General features: G+C 64.7%; 17 protein-coding genes and 1 tRNA gene. 8 read left to right on the top strand and 10 right to left on the bottom strand.

What is annotated here, in order from left to right:
* Positions 1-11: 11 nt before the first annotated feature.
* Positions 12-2,120 (bottom strand): WXG100 family type VII secretion target, encoded by a 2,109-nt coding sequence (locus EDD25_RS05675; RefSeq protein ID WP_134172427.1) that lies wholly within the window; start codon positions 2,118-2,120, stop codon positions 12-14.
* A 32-nt stretch (positions 2,121-2,152) separates the two neighbouring features.
* Positions 2,153-2,845 carry a response regulator transcription factor gene (locus EDD25_RS05670; protein ID WP_134172426.1) on the bottom strand — a complete coding sequence of 231 codons (693 nt, stop codon included), beginning with the start codon at positions 2,843-2,845 and terminating at the stop codon, positions 2,153-2,155.
* A gap of 230 nt (positions 2,846-3,075) precedes the next feature.
* Here EDD25_RS05670 and folP point away from each other — a divergent pair, with 230 nt between their 5' ends.
* Entirely contained in the window at positions 3,076-3,981 is a 906-nt protein-coding gene (gene folP / locus EDD25_RS05665; RefSeq protein ID WP_134172425.1) for a dihydropteroate synthase, read from the top strand.
* The gene (locus EDD25_RS05660; protein WP_277871665.1) at positions 3,981-4,709 is read left to right on the top strand and encodes a pyrimidine reductase family protein; all 729 of its coding nucleotides are present in this window, start codon (positions 3,981-3,983) and stop codon (positions 4,707-4,709) included. The genes folP and EDD25_RS05660 overlap by 1 nt, the downstream gene beginning before the upstream one ends.
* A 91-nt stretch (positions 4,710-4,800) precedes the next feature.
* Here the strand turns inward: EDD25_RS05660 and EDD25_RS05655 are convergent, their stop codons facing one another.
* Genes EDD25_RS05655 through EDD25_RS05645 form a run of 3 tightly spaced genes read right to left on the bottom strand, consistent with a single transcriptional unit; the run spans position 4,801 to position 8,682 of the window.
* Positions 4,801-6,447 carry a DNA repair helicase XPB gene (locus tag EDD25_RS05655; RefSeq protein WP_134172423.1) on the bottom strand — a complete coding sequence of 549 codons (1,647 nt, stop codon included), beginning with the start codon at positions 6,445-6,447 and terminating at the stop codon, positions 4,801-4,803.
* Positions 6,448-6,488: 41 nt separating this feature from the next.
* Positions 6,489-8,405 carry a helicase-associated domain-containing protein gene (locus EDD25_RS05650; RefSeq protein WP_134172422.1) on the bottom strand — a complete coding sequence of 639 codons (1,917 nt, stop codon included), beginning with the start codon at positions 8,403-8,405 and terminating at the stop codon, positions 6,489-6,491.
* A 4-nt stretch (positions 8,406-8,409) separates the two neighbouring features.
* Positions 8,410-8,682, bottom strand: a complete 273-nt coding sequence (locus EDD25_RS05645; protein ID WP_134172421.1) for a hypothetical protein — start codon at positions 8,680-8,682, stop codon at positions 8,410-8,412.
* Between the two features lie 103 nt (positions 8,683-8,785).
* Here EDD25_RS05645 and EDD25_RS05640 point away from each other — a divergent pair, with 103 nt between their 5' ends.
* A complete protein-coding gene (locus EDD25_RS05640; RefSeq protein WP_134172420.1) occupies positions 8,786-9,166 on the top strand; it encodes a cold-shock protein in 381 nt (126 codons plus the stop codon).
* A complete protein-coding gene (locus EDD25_RS05635) occupies positions 9,159-9,635 on the top strand; it encodes a DUF3027 domain-containing protein (protein ID WP_134172419.1) in 477 nt (158 codons plus the stop codon). The genes EDD25_RS05640 and EDD25_RS05635 overlap by 8 nt, the downstream gene beginning before the upstream one ends.
* Before the next feature lie 122 nt (positions 9,636-9,757).
* On the opposite strand, the gene EDD25_RS05630 is transcribed toward EDD25_RS05635, so the two are convergent.
* Positions 9,758-9,994 (bottom strand): DUF2530 domain-containing protein, encoded by a 237-nt coding sequence (locus EDD25_RS05630; RefSeq protein ID WP_134172418.1) that lies wholly within the window; start codon positions 9,992-9,994, stop codon positions 9,758-9,760.
* A 21-nt stretch (positions 9,995-10,015) separates the two neighbouring features.
* On the bottom strand, positions 10,016-11,134 hold the full coding sequence (serC, locus tag EDD25_RS05625; RefSeq protein WP_134172417.1) for a phosphoserine transaminase: 1,119 nt from the start codon (positions 11,132-11,134) through the stop codon (positions 10,016-10,018).
* An 86-nt stretch (positions 11,135-11,220) separates the two neighbouring features.
* On the opposite strand from serC, the gene EDD25_RS05620 reads away from it, so the two are divergent.
* The 4 genes from EDD25_RS05620 (at position 11,221) to EDD25_RS05605 (ending at position 14,207) form a co-directional block, all read left to right on the top strand.
* Complete coding sequence (locus EDD25_RS05620; protein ID WP_134172416.1) at positions 11,221-11,928, top strand: iron-dependent transcriptional repressor DtxR; 708 nt, start codon at positions 11,221-11,223, stop codon at positions 11,926-11,928.
* A 439-nt stretch (positions 11,929-12,367) separates the two neighbouring features.
* Positions 12,368-13,057: a C40 family peptidase gene (locus EDD25_RS05615; protein ID WP_166671203.1), complete on the top strand. Its 690-nt coding sequence runs from the start codon at positions 12,368-12,370 to the stop codon at positions 13,055-13,057.
* A 366-nt stretch (positions 13,058-13,423) separates the two neighbouring features.
* Positions 13,424-13,927: an HNH endonuclease gene (locus EDD25_RS05610; RefSeq protein WP_134172414.1), complete on the top strand. Its 504-nt coding sequence runs from the start codon at positions 13,424-13,426 to the stop codon at positions 13,925-13,927.
* A gap of 208 nt (positions 13,928-14,135) precedes the next feature.
* Positions 14,136-14,207: transfer RNA gene (locus EDD25_RS05605), tRNA-Arg, on the top strand.
* A 492-nt stretch (positions 14,208-14,699) separates the two neighbouring features.
* On the opposite strand, the gene EDD25_RS05600 is transcribed toward EDD25_RS05605, so the two are convergent.
* Genes EDD25_RS05600 through EDD25_RS05590 form a run of 3 tightly spaced genes read right to left on the bottom strand, consistent with a single transcriptional unit; the run spans position 14,700 to position 18,834 of the window.
* The gene (locus tag EDD25_RS05600) at positions 14,700-16,187 is read right to left on the bottom strand and encodes an amidase (RefSeq protein ID WP_134172413.1); all 1,488 of its coding nucleotides are present in this window, start codon (positions 16,185-16,187) and stop codon (positions 14,700-14,702) included.
* Between the two features lie 3 nt (positions 16,188-16,190).
* Positions 16,191-17,462 carry a M20 family metallo-hydrolase gene (locus EDD25_RS05595; protein ID WP_277871663.1) on the bottom strand — a complete coding sequence of 424 codons (1,272 nt, stop codon included), beginning with the start codon at positions 17,460-17,462 and terminating at the stop codon, positions 16,191-16,193.
* Between the two features lie 40 nt (positions 17,463-17,502).
* Positions 17,503-18,834, bottom strand: a complete 1,332-nt coding sequence (locus EDD25_RS05590; RefSeq protein WP_243834548.1) for an MFS transporter — start codon at positions 18,832-18,834, stop codon at positions 17,503-17,505.
* Between the last annotated feature and the right edge of the window lie 298 nt (positions 18,835-19,132).

Raw genomic sequence — 19,132 nt, 5'->3', positions numbered from 1 at the left:
TCGTGGCGCGGTCAGCGCGCGAAGAGCCGGGTGTTGGCCTGCTCGATCTCGGCGTACTGTTGGCCGGCCAGTCCGAGCGCCTGGTTGAGCCCCGCGAGGCACTCTTCGACTTGTTGCTGTACGGACTTCCAATTGGCGACCGCGCCCTGGAACGCCGCAGACGCCTGCCCGGACCAGGCTGCTTCGACTCCTACGAGCTGGCCGTGCAGCCCGATGACGTCGGCCTCGATGCGACCGATCGTGCCGCGTGTTGCGTTCGCTGCAGCGACGAGTACCTCGCTGTCTACCTGGTAGCTGGTCATGAGGAGCCCTTCCGTTGAGGTGTTTCCCTCGACTGTAGGAGCCGGCGCTCCGCGTCGCGCATCCGGCTGGTCAATCTGTGCGGACTCCTCCACCACCGTGTGCGGTGGAGGGTCGGGCGCAGGCCAGTGGCGGCCGTTAGGGACGACGGTTTCTGGGCGCTGGGGGGCGCTCGGGCTGCCGGCGAGGGGCAGGGAGACACGGAAGGTGGCGCCGCCGCCCGAGGTCTCGACGACGTCGACAGTGCCGTTGTGCGAGGACACGATTGCCGCCACGATGGCAAGGCCGAGTCCGCTGCCGCCGGTCTCCCTGGTACGCGACGAGTCGGCGCGCCAGAAGCGCTGGAAGATCTTCTCACGAACCTGAGGCGGGATTCCCTCGCCGTGGTCGATGACCGCAATCGATGCACGCTGGTTCACCGGGTCGACGGACACCTCGAGTTCGATCGGGCTGTCGGCTGCGGTGAAGCGCGCCGCGTTGCCCATCAGGTTCGTGATCACCTGGCGGATCTTGTTCTCCTCCGCCATGACGATCGCGGGAGTCTCAACGTCAACGGTATCGACGGCGTCCTCGATGAGCGGCGCGGGGGCATCCGTTCGGCGAGGCTTGCGGGGGCGCAGCCGTGCGAGCGTGGCGGCGAACGAGAGCGACCCCGTCGCTTGAGCGGCGTCGGGGTCGACAGATTCGACCGCGGCACTGTCAGCCAGCGTGCCGTCAGCGGATGCCGTGGGCGCGGACGCCATCGGTACGGGTGTCAGAACGGTCACCCGGCGAGCCGGAGACGAGGCCATGGCATCGAGGGCCGCGTCGCGGGCGAGCGGTACAAGGTCTACCGGAGCGAGGGCGAGCGGCTTGGTCTCGTCCAGACGCGCCAGTTCCAGCAGGTCTTCGACGAGCCCGCCCATGCGGATCGCTTCCTTCTCAATGCGCTGCATGGCCTGGGCCACGTCGTCGGGCGTCTGAAGGGCGCCCATGCGGTAGAGCTCCGCATAGCCGCGTACGGAGACGAGCGGAGTGCGCAGCTCATGGCTGGCATCGCCGACGAAACGACGCATCTGATCGATTGTGCGGGCACGGTCTTTGAAGGCCCTGTCGATGCGGTTCAGCATGGTGTTGAGGGAACGGCTGAGCCGACCCACCTCGGTGTTGGGCGTGGCGCCGCTGAGCCGCTGGCTGAAGTCGCCGTTGGCGATGTCCGCGGCGGTACGTTCAACCTGGCGCAGGGGGGCGAAGGTGGTCGTGACGAGCAGGCGAGTGAGCATTGCTCCGATGAGCACGACTCCTGCGCCGAAGCCCAGAAAGATGGTGAGGTAGGTGGCCATGGTGTTCTCGGTGGGTCGCAGGGACGCGGCCATGAGCAGTGTTCCGTATGTTCCGTTCGGCGAGATCACCACGGGAACGGCGACGGCCAGAAAGGCAGTGTCGTGTGAGGCGTTGTAGAGGGTCTGCGTGCGCCCGTCGAGCTGCGCGGTCTGCGCAAGGTTGAGCGGCATCCCCACGACGGGCAACTCGGCGTGATCGTGATCGCGCCACGTGCGCGTCATCAGCTGGCCATCGGCGTCATACAGGGCGGCGTAATAGTTGGAGGGCACGAGCTCCGCGCCGCCCTGGGAGAGCGCGGACGACGAAGACGACGTGAGCGTGGTCTGAATCTCGGCGCGCAACTGGGTGTCGACCTGGTCGACAACGTATTGCCTGAGCATCGCCATCGTGCCGACGCCCGAAACAAGCAGGCCGAGCGTGAGCATGAGCACGGTCACGCCAGTGATCTTGGACCGCAACGATGTGCGGCTCCATCGTTCGGCCAGTGACTGATGCATGAGGGTTCCAGTCTAGAGAACCGAGTCTGGGACTACGCCTTGGCCGCCTTGAGCATGTACCCGAACCCACGTTTGGTTTGAATGAGCGGCTCGCTCGAGTGCACGTCTACTTTGCGTCGCAGATAGGAGATGTACGACTCCACGATTCCGGCATCGCCGTTGAAATCGTATTCCCACACGTGGTCGAGGATCTGCGCCTTCGACAGCACCCGGTTGGGGTTGAGCATGAGGTAACGCAGAAGCTTGAACTCGGTGGGGCTCAGCTCAATCGCTTCGGTGCCCACGAGAACCTCGTGCGTGTCCTGGTCCATGGTGAGTTCTCCGGCGCGGATGACGGCGTCTTCGTCGGCCTGCATCGTGCGGCGCAGAATCGCCTTGATGCGCGCCACGATCTCGTCGAGGCTGAAGGGCTTGGTCACGTAGTCGTCACCGCCGACGGTGAGACCGGTGATCTTGTCCTCCGTGTCGTCCTTCGCGGTGAGGAAGAGGATCGGGGCCGTGTAGCCGGCGCTGCGCAGACGCTTCGTCACCCCGAAGCCGTTCATATCGGGCAACATCACGTCGAGGATGATGAGGTCGGGTTCTTCCTCAAGTACGGCAGAAATCGCCTGGGCGCCGTTGCCGACGGCCCGCACGGCGAAGCCGGCGAAGCGCAGGCTGGTCGTGAGCAGGTCGCGGATATTCGGTTCGTCATCAACAATAAGAATGCGAGGGCCATCAGTCATGACCCCATTCTCTGCGCGTTAGCTGAACTATTCCTGATAGTAGGCGGTGCGTGAGAGGTTTGGCGCATGTGGGGAGGGAGGGAACTCGCACCGGATCTCATTCGCTCTGCATCAACGTTTTCTCCGGGAAACCTCGTGAATGAGAACATTGCAGGGTACGATCTTGTCGCCCTGACCGTGGAGAACGGGGCCACGAAATGAACGGCACGATTGACACTGGAGGCCAGCCCATGAGCGCCGATGTGACCGAGACGGGACTGCGTCTGCCGACGATCGACGAGCCCGAACGCCGCATGAACGGGCGTTTGTTCGACTTCTCGCGTGAGGTGGCGGTCATGGCCATCATCAATCGCACGCCCGATTCGTTCTACGACCGCGGGGCCACATTTGCTCTCGACGCATCCGTTGCCGCCGCTCGGCGGGCCATCGACGACGGCGCCGACTGGGTTGATATCGGCGGGGCCAAGTTCGCTCCGGGCCCGCCGGTGCCCATTGGGGAGGAGATCAACCGGGTGGTTCCGGTCGTTGAGGCGCTGCACGGCTCCGGGGCCGTGATTTCCGTGGACACCTTCCACCCGACGGTCGCGCTCGCGGCGCTCGGGGCCGGTGCCCACGTGATCAACGATACGACGGGTCTTCATGACCCGGACATGGCCCGAGTGGTGGCAGAAAGCGACGCGACGCTCGTGATCACACACAGCCTGGCCGCTCCGCGGATGCCCTGCCCCTCGCCCACCTATGGCGATGTTGTGCGCGATGTCGTCGACTTCTTGCGGGCCAGGGTGGAGCGGGCGGTCGACAACGGCGTGCCGCTCGAGCGGCTCGTGGTCGACCCGGGCCACGACCTCAACAAGAACACCCTGCACTCGCTCGAGCTCACCCGACGCCTGCACGAGATCACCTCGCTCGGGCTGCCCACGCTCGTGGCCGTGTCCAACAAGGACTTTATCGGGGAGACCCTCGACCGAGAGCGCGGAGAACGCGTGGAGGGTTCCGTCGCCGCGATGGTCGCGTGCATCCTGCAGGGCGCGCGCATCGTGCGCATGCATAACGTTGCTGCCACCGTCGATGCCGTGCGCATGACGGAAGCCATTCTCGGCATGCGTCGGCCCGCCTACCTGCGGCACAACCAGTGATGCTCTCCCGCCCGGAACTCATCCAGCGTCACCGGGTCGCGGATCGGACAGTGCCACTCGTACGCGTCAACTTCATTGCGAGCATTGACGGCGCGTCCACACATGATGGGCTGAGCGGCGCACTCAACAACGCCGACGACAAGCTCGTCTTCGATACCCTGCGCATGCTCACCGACGTGATTCTGGTCGGCGCCGGAACCGTGCGAGCCGAGGGATACGGTGGGGTGCGCCTCTCGCCAGCGGATGCCGCCTGGCGAGTCGAGCATGGAATCCCGCCGCAACCGCCCATCGCGATCGTGTCGGGACGGCTCGACCTGGACCCGGGGCATCCGGTGTTCACCGAGGCGGTCGTGCGGCCCCTCGTCGTGACACACGCCAAGGCGCCCGTTGGCGCGCGGAAGGCGCTCAGCCGGGTCGCCGATGTGCTCGTGTGCGGCGAGGACGCCGTGGACCCTGTGGCCATGGTTCTCGCCCTCGCGGTGCGCGGTTACCCGCAGATTTTGTGTGAGGGCGGGCCGAGCCTGTTCGGTGCGCTCCTTGAGGCCGACTGCGTGGACGAAGTGTGCCTGAGCGTGAGTCCTGTGCTCGAGGGCGGCTCCGCCGACCGCATTTCGCGCGGCCACGCCCAGGCCACCCAGCCCATGATCCTGTGGCATGTGTTCACCGCCGGGGACATGGTCTTTCTGCGCTACGTGCGTCGGCACCGTGCGGAGCCAGCCGCGCAGTAAGCCTCGGCTGGCGTTGGTCGGCGCCGGTTACGCCGTCCTGAGCCCAGGTGTCATCGACGCCACTTGCCGTGCGCGGCCCGCCCGCCGGGCGTTAGACGGCGGCCTTGAGGCTCTGCGAGTCGAGGATGGTGTAGCTGTAGCCCTGCTCGGCGAGGAACCGCTGGCGGTTCTGCGCGAAGTCCTGGTCCACGGTGTCGCGGGCGACGAGCGTGTAGAAGTTTGCCGAGAGACCCGACTCCTTGGGACGCAACAGTCGCCCGAGGCGCTGGGCTTCTTCCTGGCGCGAACCATAGGAACCCGACACTTGGATGGCGACGGTTGCCTCGGGCAGGTCAACGGAGAAGTTCGCGACCTTCGACACGACGAGCACCTTCACCTCGCCCACTCGGAAGGCCTGGTACAGCCGTTCGCGTTCGTCGATCGGGGTCGCCCCGGTGAGCTGCGGCGCGTTCAGGACCGCGGCGAGTTCTTCGATCTGGTCGAGGTACTGCCCGATCACGAGGATGCGTTCCCCGTCATGCTTCGCGATGAGCGCCTGCACGACGCCGAGTTTGGCGGGTGCCGTGGCGGCGAGGCGGTAACGTTCATCATCGGCCGCGGCGGCGTAGGTGAGACGCTCAGACTGTGGCAGGTCAATGCGCACCTCGTAGCAGGAGGCGGGGGAGATGAAGCCCTGAGCCTCGATCTCCTTCCATGGTGCGTCGAAGCGTTTGGGTCCGATGAGCGAGAATACGTCGCCCTCCCTGCCGTCTTCGCGCACGAGGGTGGCTGTGAGTCCGAGTCGACGGCGGGCCTGCAGCTCGGCGGTGAGTTTGAACACCGGCGCCGGCAGGAGGTGAACCTCGTCGTAGATCACGAGGCCCCAGTCCATGGCATCCAGCAGCTCAAGGTGCGCGTACTCGCCCTTTCTCTTGGCTGTAAGAATCTGGTACGTGGCGATGGTGACCGGCTTGACCTCTTTCACCTGCCCCGAGTACTCGCCGATCTCATCCGCTGTCAGCGTCGTGCGTTTGAGCAGCTCATCGCGCCACTGGCGCGCGGAGACCGTGTTGGTGACGAGAATGAGCGTGTTGGTCTTAGCGGTGGCCATCGCCCCGGCACCCACGAGGGTTTTACCGGCACCGCAGGGCAGCACGACCACGCCGGAGCCACCGTCGAAGAAGCTCGACACGGCCTTGTTCTGGTAGTCGCGCAGCGCCCAGCCGTCTTCGCGCAGGGCAATATCGTGCGGGGTGCCTGGCGTATATCCGGCGAGGTCCTCGGCGGGCCAGCCGAGCTTCACGAGCTCCTGTTTGAGCTGACCACGCGCCCAGGGCTCCACCAGGTACGTGTCGGTGGACGGGCGGCCGATCAGCAGCGGTGCGATGCGTTTGGCACCGGCAATTTCGGTGAGCACGGCCTGGTCATTGCTCTGCAGCACGAGGCTGCCCTCGGCGTCACGTTCGATCACAAGGCGACCGTAGCGACCAACGGTTTCGGTGATGTCCACGGCCACCGTTTGAGGTATGGCGAATTTGGAGTACTTCTCAAGCGTGGCGAGCATGTCAGGGGCATCGTGTCCCGCGGCTCGGGCGTTCCACAGACCCAGCCGTGTAATGCGGTACGTGTGGATGTGTTCCGGTGCGCGTTCGAGTTCGGCGAATACGGCAAGATCGTGCCGCGCATCCTCGGCGAGAGGGTGCGCGACCTCGAGCAAAACCGTGCGGTCACTTTGGACGATCAGTGGGCCATCAGACATAGCCAGCAAGCCTACGCCCGTTGGGTTAACAACCCGTACAGCTACGGGGCCGGGGTGATGCTGATAATGCTCGAAATGGGCAGCGTGCGCTCAATGTCGGCGCGGCGGTCCCGCGCCCGAAAGCGCCCACCGCCGACGCTCGCCGGCTCCAGCAGGTAGTCCACGATGGCGCCGCCCGGCATGCTGATGCTCACCGTCACCGTTGCCTTTGAACGGATGGCGGTGTCCAGCTGGCGTGCGAACCAGGCATCCGCTGCCATCACTTCGCCACCGTCGCTCGCCCGTAACTTGTCGACGAGGGTCTGGGCCGGGTCGACCGGGGTCGGCGGGATAACGCGCGCCACCTGGTGACGCCGCAGGTGAACGATCTCATTTTCGGAGTTCTCGGCCGCCACAGGGTAACGGGCGTCGCTGAGCGCCCAGAAGACCAGGTCGGCCGCAAACCGGGTGGTCAGCCGGTCACCGTCGCGTTCGAGCCCCAGCGCGGACAGCGTCTGGTCGACCGCGATGGTGCCCAGAAGCGCGGCGTCGTCGGACCGCACGTAACTGTGTATGGGGGCGGAGCCGGGCGGCAGGCTGCCCACCCGAACCCGACCATACCGTGAGGCCGATTCCTCGATGAGGTATTGCACCGGCTGCGGAATTCCGGTGAGAGAAATCGCGCCGAGGAACGTGAGCAGGGTCTCTGCGTTCTCGCCAGCGGCGAGGGCACGGTTAACGGATGCTGCGGTGATGCGATAGCTCGAGGCCAGTTCCCGCCCTTCCACATCGGCGAGGCACCGGAGCCGCCCATCGATGGAGGGGGCCAGCGGTCCGGGCGCCACGATCGAGAGATCGTGCTGCAGGTACACGGCGCCCACCTCGGCGGGCAGGGACTCGGTCATCGTGGCGCGGGCCAACTCGAGGTCGCCGCTGAGCACCTGCGCGCCGGCCAGGCTCGTCGTCTCCTGTACCGTGAGGCCCAGGATTTCGGCATCGCGGGCGAACTCGGCAACCTGGGCCGCCATCCACTCGCCACCGGCCGGATACAGCCAGTCGATGAAGCCGTGCAGCCCTGCGCCCCAGACGACCCCGGGTTCCCGAGGAAGGATGTCGCGCACCGAGGCCGGCACGGTCGTGAGCCACGCCTGCGCGAGGACGGCCCAACGCTCGGGGGTGGTGTTGAGCAGCCACGCCTCCCCGACCTCGGTCTCCATCCAGTAGCCCTCAGAGTGAGCGATCAGGTCGGCGCGGGCCGCGATGGTCACGAGAATGGCGACATTCTCAATCTCGACGCTCATCACGAGGGCGAGACGCTTGGTATCGGGCAGGCCGAGGCCCCCGCGGCTGAGCTCGCGGGCCGGATCCCGAGCCAGTTCGCTGACCAGCTCGGCGAGGGATGACACACAGGCGAAGGCTCGCTCGGCGGCAAGCTGGTTGGTGAAGGCGATGTCGAGTCCCGCGGTCGGGGCGAGGGCGGCGGGGGCCGCCACGGTGACCAGGTCGCTCGCGCTTGGAAGGCCCTGGGCCGGCCAGACGAAGAGCTGGGCCGACACGGCGTCGTAGGGGGTGATCCTGCCATCGACGACGCGGCACAGAAGCAGCGAATCGAGCTCGGTCGCCCGGGCGGCCACATGCTCGTCGGGGACAACGGCGCCGCTCAGTTCGCTGAGGTGCGCGGCGACCTCGGTGAGCGTTGGTGCAGGAACGGCGCCCGTCGTGGCGGCGGCCGGGTCGATGGCGCTCAGCCGGGCGGCCTCGGCGGCACCGTTTCGAACGAGCTCACCGGTGCCGGCGAGAACGGCAAGGGTGGCTCTGTCCAGATGAGCCAGGGTTTTCTGCACCGCGCCGGGCTCAAGCAGGGCGTCGGCAAGATCAAAAAAATCCCGGATGCCCGCTGGAGCGACCAGGCGCACCTCAAGGGCACGTCGAAGGGTGGCGTCGTCAAGGGCGCGCAGGCGGGTGGCGAGTGACAGCATCCGGTTACTCGTTCGCCCTGGACTCGCGGCGGCGACGAATGCCGACGAACACGATGAGACTGATGGTCAACAGGAAGGCGAGTGGCAGACCATACAGCGGGAGTACGAAGATGAACGGCCACAGACCCGTGCTGAAGCCGTCGTTGGCGCCGGCACCGGCGGCCGTGCCGGCGATGACGGCGATGAACGACAAGATCGAGAGTCCCACCACCCCCGCGACCATGTACGCCAAGATGCGTTCGAGCCGGCCGGTGGAGGCTGAATTATGATTGGTCACACTGCAAGGATACGGGGCGCGACCAGCTGGAACGCAATATGCTGGACCCGCACGTAGCGCGGTTTCGCGCGGCCCACACACCCCTAACTCCAGCGAGGTCCAGATGCCCACCGGCAAGGTCAAGTTCTACGACGAGGAAAAGGGTTTTGGCTTCATTGCATCTGACGATGGCCACGAGGTCTTTCTGCACGCTTCTGCGCTGCCCTCCGGCGTGACGGTGAAAGCCGGTACGAAACTGGAATTCGGCATCGCCGATGGCAAGCGCGGCGCCCAGGCCCTCTCCGTTCGCGTGATCGAGGCGTCCCCGAGCCTTTCCAAAATCAATCGCAAATCGGCCGACGACATGGCCATCATTGTCGAAGACCTCGTGAAGTTGCTTGACGGGATCGGCGCGAACCTGCGTCGCGGTCGCTACCCGGAAAGCTCGCACAGCCACAAGATTGCAGCGATGCTGCGGAAAGTTGCAGAAGAACTGGATGCCTGACGACGACGCCACCCTGCCCCCGATGAGTGAGCTCGCCGAGCCCGAAACCCCCACCACTCGGGCGATCGTTGCCGATGAGGTTCTTCTCGCCGCCGTCGACCTGGCGCGTACCGCGCTGCAGGAGATCACACCAGCAGAGTCGATCGGCGAAATGCTCGGGCATGAGGTCGAGGGGGAACGCGTCGTCTCGCTGCTCTTCGACTGCACACTGAGCGGATACCCGGGCTGGCACTGGACCGTGTCGCTCGCGCGCACCAACGAGAACGCCGAGCCCACCGTGCTGGAGACCGAGCTCATGCCCGGCGAATTCGCCTTGACTGCGCCCGATTGGGTCCCTTGGTCTGACCGTTTGATGGACGGCGAAGGCGACTCCGACGACGAGACGGACGACGCAGACGGGCCTGACGACGACGAGCCTGACGACGATGATGACGACGACCACGACGATTCTGACGGCGAGGACCGCTAGCACCGCAGCTAACCGCGGAGAACATTACGACACGCCGCATTCCCCGAAGCTGGGGTGCGGCGTGTCGCGAAAATGTCCGTAGTTGTGGGCCGCTGTGCTGCGCGCAACCGGCGTGGGAACGGCTAGCGGCGCCGTCGAAGCTGCACCCAAAGCAGCGCGAGTAGTCCCAACACCACGCCGATCATGGCGCACCAGACCCACCACCCCAAGCCGGCGGCGGTGATCTGGTCGCGCCAGATCAACGTGGCCGTGAGGGCGAGCAGCCACGCCACGGTGCCGGTGAGCAGCGCCGCGCGGGCATCCGTTCTGGCGGGCAGGGGGTCAGGCCGACGTTCGCTGTCTTTCAACCACAACCTCATTGGCCTGCCCCTGTCTCTGTTTTAGTCGCCGAGGTGACCGACGACGTGCTCGATGGACTGCACGAGCCGACGCACATCGTTCGGGTCGATAGCCGTGAATGTGGCCACGCGCAGCTGGTTGCGGCCGAGCTTGCGGTACGGCTCGGTGTCCAGAATCCCGTTGGCGCGCAGGATGCGGCTGACGGCCGAGGCGTCGACGGAGTCTGCGAAGTCGATCGTCGCGACGACCTGCGAGCGGTGCGCCTTGTCGGTCACGAACGGGGTGGCGTAGTCGACGCTCTCGGCCCAGTCGTAGAGAACGGATGACGATTCCTGCGTTCGCGCAGAAGCCCAGGCGAGTCCGCCGTTCCCGTTGATCCAGTCGATCTGGTTCTCCATCAGCAGGAGAGTGCTGAGCGCCGGCGTGTTGAGGGTCTGGTTGAGGCGCGAGTTGTCGATCGCGTTTTTGAGGCTGAGGAACTCGGGGATGTAGCGTCCGCTCGCGTGGATGCGTTCGACCCGCTCAATCGCGGCGGGGGAGAAGAGGGCGAGCCAGAGGCCACCGTCGGAGGCGAGGTTCTTCTGCGGGGCGAAGTAGTAGACATCCGCCTGATCGGCCGCGAAGTCGATGCCGGCGGCCGCGCTCGTGGCGTCAATCACGGTGAGGGCACCCTCGTCGCCGACGACGCGTGTGACCGGAGCCATGACGCCGGTCGACGTCTCGTTCTGCGGCCACGCGTACACGTCGATGCCTTCCAGGGGCACGAATTCACTGCGTGAACCGGTCGGGGCCGACACCACGTCGGGGGCGTCGAGGAAGGGGGCGGCGGCGGCCTTGGCGAACTTTCCGCCGAATTCGCCGAATACGAGGTGCTGGCTGCGCTTCTCGATTAGGGAGAAGACGGCGGCGTCCCAGAACGCGGTGGAACCGCCGTTGCCGAGCACAACTTCGTAGCCTTCAGGAATGTCGAAGAGCTCGGCGAGGCCAGCGCGCACGCGGCCGACAAGCTCTTTCACAGGGGGCTGGCGGTGACTCGTACCGAGAATCCCGGTCGCGAATCCGATCAGATGATCGAGTTGTTCGCGACGGATTTTCGATGGGCCGCAGCCGAATCGTCCGTCAAGGGGCAGCATTTCAGTGGGAATCATCAGGTCCGGCATACGGCGATTCTAGTTGCCCCTTCGGTGGCGGGTAGTCTTGTTACATCGAATGCAAGGCCGTGCAGCGGCCCAGAGAGAGGCTGCGGATGACTGATTTGATTGATACGACCGAGATGTACCTCCGGACGATTCTTGATCTGGAGGAGGAGCAGATCGTGCCCCTCCGCGCCCGTATTTCGGAGCGCCTCGGTCAGTCCGGGCCCACCGTTTCCCAGACCGTGGCGCGCATGGAACGCGACGGCCTTGTTGTTGTGTCCGGTGATCGCCATCTCGAACTCACCGAAGAAGGGCGCAGTAAGGCCGTTCATGTGATGCGCAAGCACCGTCTTGCCGAGCGGTTGCTGAGCGACGTGATCGGTCTTGAGTGGGAGTTCGTGCACGACGAAGCCTGCCGCTGGGAACACGTGATGAGCGAGCAGGTTGAGCGCAAAATCCTCGAGATCCTCGGGCACCCCACGGAGTCTCCCTATGGCAACCCCATTCCCGGGCTCGATGAGTTCGGCGATTCGCCGGCCGTCGCGTTCATGGCCGGGGTCACGAACCTGCTGTCGCTCGTGGCCAGCTCGCCCGAGCCGGTGAGCGCGGTCATCCGTCGCCTCGGTGAACCCGTGCAGTTTGACCCCGAACTTCTGCTGCAGCTCAAGCAGTCCGGAGCGTTTCCCGGAGCAACGGCAATGTTTTCGGCCGCCGGGTCGTACGTTCTGGTAAAGGTCGAAGGATTCGGAAACGGCCTCGAGCTGCCCAACGATGTTGCAGGTCACATCTTCGTCACGACACCCGAAACTTCCGCGTAATCACGGCGATCCGTCACATATAGACGGGTGGCGGATGCCGCGCTCGACCGGCGTCATGCGTTCGTTCGAACCTGACGGTTCGTTACCAATTCGTTAGAAATGTGCCATTCAGAGTGACAAACCGACCGCTGTCACGTAATCTCTTAGCTGTCCCACAGACCAGATGAAGGTCGAAGGACCCTCGGCAAGACGCCAGAATCACCCGTCTCTTGCTGCGGTACACACCCGCGACGAGCGAAGTGGACGGGGCAACTACCTAGTGTTGTCAAGGCGTCGGAGGATAACTTTGGCTGCATTAGGAATGAGTAGGCTCCGACGTGGGACAAAACCCACATCCGATTCACTGGCACAGGTGGAAACGTCGGTCAATCGTCAGACTGCCACCCACCGGGCCGCACCCAAGCGCTCACGCCGTGGCGGCATCAGCAACATCGTCATCATGACTCTCACCTCTGGCCTCGTCGCCACGATGGCCCTTCCGGCCTACGCGTTCGCTCCCGGCTCACGGGATGCCACGTTCGAGTCGACCGCGTCGAACGAGGCCACCAAGTCCGGCGCCCAAGCCGTTGAAGTGGACGCACAGGCCAACACCGTGACCGTCGCCCGCGAAGGCTTCTCCGCCACGACCCCCGAGGAAATCGCGGCAGCCGCTGCGGCAACCGCGGCTGCTGAGGCTGTTGCGGCTGCTGAGGCCCGTCGCGTCGAGGTCGCCTCGCAGCGCGTGAGCTATGCGAACGCCTACACCGGCCCGTCAGCGGCTGACTACCTCGCCAGCCCGAACCACCCCTCCTTCGATCTGCAGGCCGTGTTCAACAAGGCCGCGGAGTACCAGGGCGTTCCCTATGTCTACGGCGGAGCAACTCCGGCCGGCTTCGACTGCTCCGGCTTGATCAAGTATGTCTACGCCCAGTTCGGCGTCAACCTGCCGCACTCGTCCACCAGCCAGGGCGCCATGGGTACGCGCATCTCCATTGAAGACGCGGTTCCCGGTGACCTCGTCATCATGCCCGGCCACGACGGCTTCTATGCCGGGAACGGCAACATCCTGCACGCGCCGTACACCGGTCAGAACGTGCGCATCCAGCCCATCTGGACCAGTGACTACTACATCGTTCGTATCGGGATCTAAATTCCCACTTGATGTTCCGGTGAATTCGTCGTTTTTGATGGCTGGCCGGTGAACATTGTGTAACACGTATCACAGAAGTGGCGTCTCGCGTTTCGCGTAGGCGCCACTTGTGGGTTAACCTAATGTTCTGTTGTTTACGGGTTAGGGAGAGCCGAATGCACGAGGTACGCACAATCCACACCATGGATGAGCGCGTACATTCTGTGCGTCGTCATAGCTGTCAGACAGTGAGCCACGTCGTGGCCTGATGGGCGTTGTCATTCGTGACAGCGTCCTTTTTTGTTTGATCGCTCGTTTCCTCCTGCTTACGTCAGAAAAGCAGTTCGAATGGCTGGAAGCCGTCCAGTCTCCTTCGAAAGGGAGCGCATGCGAACATTGGTCCTCAACGCGGGGTACGAGCCCCTCGCCGTGGTCACATACAAACGAGCGATGATTCTGGTGATGAACCAGAAGGCCACCATCGTGCAATCCGACCTGGGGCATCCGGTCTTCGCCACCTCTGGCATGTGGGAGCGGCCGAGCGTGATTCTGCTCGTGCGTTACGTGCGCTTGCCGCGGGGGAGGATCGTTCCGGTCAGCCGGCGCGGCGTGCTGCGGCGTGACGACCATCGGTGCTGCTACTGCGGAAAATCGGCCGCCACCATCGATCACGTGCTGCCGCGTTCACGTGGCGGGCGGGACACGTGGGACAACCTGGCGGCGTGTTGCCTCAAATGCAACAACTCAAAAAGCGACCACACGCCAGCGGAAATGGGCTGGAGTCTACGTTTCACGCCCCGGATGCCATCGGGAACCACGTGGGTCGTGCGCGGAGTCGAGCACCCCCTCTCGCAATGGGACGCCTACCTGGCCCCCGCAGCAGCCGCCTAACTGCCCGTCGCCCCACTCTCGACAACGCCCCACTCGTTGGTAGACATCTCGGCGCGCTCGATACACAGCTTGTCGACACCCCGCAACCCGACCTCAGGAACGCCCCGCGCTGTTCTAAATATCGACAGGCTCGATTCAGGCGTGTCGAGACGCCGTCCGGTCGTGGCGGCCTCGAAGCCTGCCGGGAGCGGCTAAACTTGCCAGACCAGCCTCTGTAGCTCAACGGAAGAGCAGTTCCGTCCTAAGGAAACGGTTGGGGGTTCGAATCCCTCCAGGGGCACGATAGATACGGTGAAGGGCCGGTCTGGATTCCTCCAATTTCCGGCCCATCCGACGTTTACCCGACGTGAATTGCGGGAAACCTGAACCCATGCAGTTCCACGGATACTCTAAGACTGCGGTTTTGGTGCCAGACTGTCGAAGTCCGAGCGGACGTCCGGGCCCGTTCCCTCCGGCTTGTCAATGTAAACCTTAACGGTGATTTCCAGTGTTTCGTGGTCTACGTATTTTGACGCCGTGTCCGCCCCGAAAACCTCGGCGACGCGCGTGACTGCAGTCTTTCGCAAGTGGTGCGGCGTCATCCAATCAAGACCGGCGGCAGTCCGAATATGAGTGCTGGTCCGAGTGGTATCCAATGAAGCTGTCACAAGCACTGGATTCTGCCAGCGCCGTGCAGGTCAGCGGACCTCCGCACAATCGTCCGATTTGATCAGGTCACGCAAGGTGCCGTGTCTTGGACGGGACTGGACCGTCTCGACCAGAGGAACGGGCCCTACGCCCTCGTTCGGGAAGTGACGAGGGCGTAGCGCTGGGCCCAGGGGCGTAACGTCTCGACGGCCGCCCCCACGCGGAACACCATGTCGTCGTCGAACGGATGCCCGACGATCTGCACGCCGGTCGGGATCCCGCAGGTGGCCATACCGCTCGGTACAGCGAGCACCGGGTAACGGTTTGCGATATTGAACGGCACCGTCATGTGGCCCTGCCAATAGTGCCGCAGGTGAACACCGCTCGCGGATAGTCCGTCAAGGTATTCGCCGTCGGCCCTCAGCGAGGCGACCGCCGATGTCGGGCAGATCAAGGCATCGAACCCATCCATGCCCCGTGCGAGCTCGCCCTGCATTCGCGATTCGACGCGTAACCCGTCGAGGTATCGGCTGCCCCGCGCGGCCGTGCGAGCGTCGGCCATGAACTGCCGAGTGTATGGAGCGAGCAGGTGTTCGCCGCCGGCGGTTTCGTCCTCCATGGCCGGCCCGAGGATGTGGCCGAAGTGGGTGAAGGCCGTCTGGTGGATTTCCGCGGTCGACCACGGTAGCTCGATCTCCTCGACCAACGCTCCCGCGCTTCGGAGCGCGTCCGCGACGGCGCGTGTGTTGGCCTCCACATCGACGTCGACGACGTAATCGCCGAGCCGCACGCATAGGGCGATGTGCAGCCCGGCCACAGACGGCCACTCGGCGGGCAGCTGCGGCGCGCTCGCCAGCGACGAGTGATCGTCGCGGTGCGGCCCGGCCATCACATTGGCAAGCAGCGCGGTATCGGCCACCGTTCGGGCCATCGGCCCATCGCCCCTGTAGTGGTCGGCCGAGAGAGGGGGTGAACCCGGGACTCGGCCGTAGGGGGCCTTGAAACCGACAGTGCCCGTGAACGCCGCAGGAAGGCGGGTTGAACCGGCGATATCCGAACCAGTCGCCAGTGGAGCGAAACCCGCCGCGAGGGCCGCACCGGATCCGCCCGACGACCCGCCTGGTGACAGCCCGAGGTTCCACGGGTTGCGCGTCACTCCCCAGAGCGGGCTGTGCGTCACGGTCGCGCAGCAGAACTCTGGGGTCGTCGTGCGTTCGTGAATAATTCCCCCAGCCCGACGGATGCGATCGACTACGGGATGATCGGAGTCTGCGATGACCTCCTGCTGCGCGACGAGCCCGTTGCTGAGCACGCGACCCGCCAGTGCGTGCTTCTCCTTCGTGGCTACGGGGATACCCAGGAGAGGCGGCAGCTCCCCGCCGGTGCGAAATTGGCGTTCGGCATCTTTCGCGCCGGCCATGGCCTCGCCGACCAGTCGCTCGGTGAGGGCGTTGACCTGTGGGTTGAGGGCATCCGTTCTCTCCATCACGGCCCGCAGAAGTTCGACAGGCGACAGATCCCCGGAGCGAAACAACGCCCGTGCCGTCGTGGCGTCGAGATAGTGGAGTTCAGTCTCGGCGACCGTGCCGCCGTTCGCGACTGCCGTGCTCCTGACAGCGTTGCTCCTGCCCACGGCTCAGACCTCGGCGTAAACCGGCGTCGACGCGGTTGTTACGAGCGCGCCGTTTACAAGTTGCCGGGCGACTTCAGTGAGCAACCTGAGGCCGGTGACCATGTCGGAATCCGTGCTGAACTCCCGTTCGCAGTGCGACACGCCATCGATGCTCGGGATGAAGAGCATGATCGAAGGAACGATGTTGTTCATGGCCACCGAGTCATGGCCGGCCATGGTCCGGATGCGCCGCGAGGACAGTCCCAAGTTGGCTACCGCAGCTTCAGCCAGTTGGAGTCCGTCCTCGGGGAAGTAGCGGATGGGTCGGATGTCGAAATCGGTCACGTTGATTTGGATATCGTGTTCTTCGGCGAGGGCCGCGATCTTCGTGAGGAGCGTAGTGCGGGCGGCCTGCACGATCTGGGGATCGCCGGAGCGCAAATCTGCGATCAGGCGGACCCGGCGAGGGACGACGATCGGGGAGTTGGGCTCGAGCGTCAGCTGGCCCACGGAGGAGACCAAGGATTCCTCCTCGAACTGCGTGGTCACGTCATTCACCATGAGCACGATCTTGGCGGCGGCGATCAGGGCATCGTGTCGGTCGGCCATGGCCGTCGCTCCGGTATGAGACTGTTCGCCGAGCACTTCGATGTCGAGCTTCTGCGTGTACCAGCTGCGGTCGACCACCCCGATCGCAATCTCTTCACGCTCCAGGATGCGCCCCTGCTCGATGTGGATCTCGGCGTAGCTGACGGTCGCTGGCCGGGGGTCGGTGCCGAGATAGCCGATTTCGGAGAGGGCCGCCCGAGCGGTGATCCCCGCGAGGTCGGTGGTGTCGAGCATCCTGTCCTCGTCAAAGAGCCCGGCGAACACGGAGCTGCCCATGACGCTCGGCGGGAAACGTCCCCCCTCTTCGTTGAACCAGTTGACCACCGCGAGGTTGAAGGGGGGAGCCTGTCCGCTCTCGGTAACCAATTGGTCCACGTTGCGGGCCGCGTGGAGGGCCGCCAGCACCCCGTAGGCACCGTCGAAGCGGCCACCGAGCGGCTGGCTGTCGAGGTGGGAGCCGACGAGAACGTACGGTGCGCCCGGCGTCCAGTCGATCAGTCCGAACATGTTGCCGATTCCGTCCACGTGCAGCGTGTAGCCGGCATCGTGGATCCAGGCGGCGAACCAGTCCCGGGTCAGCGCGTCTTCGGCGGTGGCCGCCTGACGGTCGACGCCGTTTCGTGGGGTGGCGCCGATCGTGGCGACGTGGTGAAAGTCGGTGAGAAAGTCGTTTGCAGGCATAGGCACAGGCTCCTTGGTTGCAGTGAGAGGGTTGGGGGCGCGCTACTTAGCCGACGCGGCCGTGTGTTTCCGGTACCTTCGTGAGGGTCACGAGCAGCAGCACGGTCACAGCGGCTGCCGCCATGTAATAGCCAGGGGCCGCCGGGACCCCTGTACCAGCGACGAGGGCCGTGCCGATCAGGGGTGCCGTTCCGCCGAAGACCGCATAGGCCACGTTGTAGCTCACCGCTGCGCTGGTGAATCTCGTTTTGGTCGTGAAGATCTCGACGAAGAAGGTGTAGCAGCCGCCGCCGTAGATGCACAGCGGGATGACGAACAGTGCCTGCCCGAGGAGGGCGAGTGGCAGGCTGCCGCTGGTCACCAGCATGAAGCAGGGGACAGAGAAGATCGCGATGGCGGCCGAACCGGCGATGAGCATCGGTTTACGGCCGACCTTGTCGCTGAGGCGTCCTCCGAGGGGGAGCAGCACCGCGTACAGGGCCAGAGCCGCAGCATTGGCCAGCAGTGATTGTTCACGGCTGAGGTTGCCGGTGGTCTGTACATAGGACACGAAGTACGCGGACAAGAAGTAGAAGCCCATGGCGGTGAGGCCCATCACGAAGATGACCTGCACCATCCGGAGCTTGTTCTGACGGAATGACTCCCGAACCGGGCTGAATTCCTTCGTCTTGGTGGCCTGGGCATCGGTGAAGGACTTGCTTTCCTCCGTGCGGGTGCGGATCCAGACGCCGAACAGTGCAAGGGGGAGGGCGAGCAGGAAGGGCAGGCGCCAGCCCCAGGCCATGAAGGAGTCATCGGACATGCTCTGGCTGAGAATGAGGATCATGGTGCCGGCGAACACCGAGGGGAGGGCTGTCGCGGCGATCGTGAGGTTGAGCCACAGGCCTCGTCGGTTGACGGGAGCGTGCTCGAAAACGAAGGACGGGGCGCCCACCGATTCGCCGCCTGCCGAGAAGCCTTGCACGAGCCGCAAGATCAGCAGGAGCGCGGGAGCCCAGAGCCCGATCTGATCGAAGGTCGGCAGGAGGCCCATTGCGGCGGTCGCGCCACCGATCGAGAGCAGGGTGATCGCGAGCACCTTGCGGCGACCGATCCTGTCTCCCAAAGAACCGAAGAAGAGCCCGCCGAGCGGACGAATGACGAAGGCGAAGCCGAACGTCGCGAACGTCGCCAAGAGCGCGAAGACGGGATCCGAGTTGGGGAAGAACAGCTGCGAGAAGATGACGGCCGTCAACCCGTACAGGGTGAAGTCGTAGAACTCGATGAACTGCCCGATGCTGCCCCCGAGCAGGACCCGTCGTTGAAGATCGGACGATGCCTTCCGAGGTGGTTCGGTCGTCGTCGGCGTGGTCTGGATATCGGCTGTGACATTGCTCATGGTCATGACTTCCACGTTAGGGACGGCAGAATACGGGCGATCGTCGCTTCGTTTCGGGCCCGTGAATTCGACGAGGCCCGTGTGTCGGGCATATTGCCTGAATCCGACCTCGACGTAACCGGGGCGACACAATTCTGTTGTGTTCGAACACTGATCCTCCTTGATCAATAATCAGCGGGCTCCCAGTCGGCAGCGGTCGTACCGGGGCATCCGAGCCTGATTGTGGTCAAGCTTGCGTCCGGCACCGTGCTTCTGTCCAATTGATTCTCTTCGCCGAACGCATCGATTCTGTTTATGA

This window comes from Cryobacterium psychrophilum (assembly GCF_004365915.1).
Lineage (GTDB): Bacteria > Actinomycetota > Actinomycetes > Actinomycetales > Microbacteriaceae > Cryobacterium > Cryobacterium psychrophilum.
The sequence above is the reverse complement of the archived record's forward strand: the minus strand, read 5'-3'. Positions and strand labels throughout refer to the sequence as shown.

What these genes read in the sequence shown, in the direction of transcription:
- EDD25_RS05675 (WP_134172427.1), bottom strand. Translation starts at nt 2,120, where the DNA reads ATGCATCAGTCACTGGCCGAACGATGGAGCCGCACATCGTTGCGGTCC.
- EDD25_RS05670 (WP_134172426.1), bottom strand. Translation starts at nt 2,845, where the DNA reads ATGACTGATGGCCCTCGCATTCTTATTGTTGATGACGAACCGAATATC.
- folP (WP_134172425.1), top strand. Translation starts at nt 3,076, where the DNA reads ATGAGCGCCGATGTGACCGAGACGGGACTGCGTCTGCCGACGATCGAC.
- EDD25_RS05660 (WP_277871665.1), top strand. Translation starts at nt 3,981, where the DNA reads ATGCTCTCCCGCCCGGAACTCATCCAGCGTCACCGGGTCGCGGATCGG.
- EDD25_RS05655 (WP_134172423.1), bottom strand. Translation starts at nt 6,447, where the DNA reads ATGTCTGATGGCCCACTGATCGTCCAAAGTGACCGCACGGTTTTGCTC.
- EDD25_RS05650 (WP_134172422.1), bottom strand. Translation starts at nt 8,405, where the DNA reads ATGCTGTCACTCGCCACCCGCCTGCGCGCCCTTGACGACGCCACCCTT.
- EDD25_RS05640 (WP_134172420.1), top strand. Translation starts at nt 8,786, where the DNA reads ATGCCCACCGGCAAGGTCAAGTTCTACGACGAGGAAAAGGGTTTTGGC.
- EDD25_RS05635 (WP_134172419.1), top strand. Translation starts at nt 9,159, where the DNA reads ATGCCTGACGACGACGCCACCCTGCCCCCGATGAGTGAGCTCGCCGAG.
- EDD25_RS05630 (WP_134172418.1), bottom strand. Translation starts at nt 9,994, where the DNA reads ATGAGGTTGTGGTTGAAAGACAGCGAACGTCGGCCTGACCCCCTGCCC.
- serC (WP_134172417.1), bottom strand. Translation starts at nt 11,134, where the DNA reads ATGCCGGACCTGATGATTCCCACTGAAATGCTGCCCCTTGACGGACGA.
- EDD25_RS05620 (WP_134172416.1), top strand. Translation starts at nt 11,221, where the DNA reads ATGACTGATTTGATTGATACGACCGAGATGTACCTCCGGACGATTCTT.
- EDD25_RS05615 (WP_166671203.1), top strand. Translation starts at nt 12,368, where the DNA reads ATGACTCTCACCTCTGGCCTCGTCGCCACGATGGCCCTTCCGGCCTAC.
- EDD25_RS05610 (WP_134172414.1), top strand. Translation starts at nt 13,424, where the DNA reads ATGCGAACATTGGTCCTCAACGCGGGGTACGAGCCCCTCGCCGTGGTC.
- EDD25_RS05590 (WP_243834548.1), bottom strand. Translation starts at nt 18,834, where the DNA reads ATGAGCAATGTCACAGCCGATATCCAGACCACGCCGACGACGACCGAA.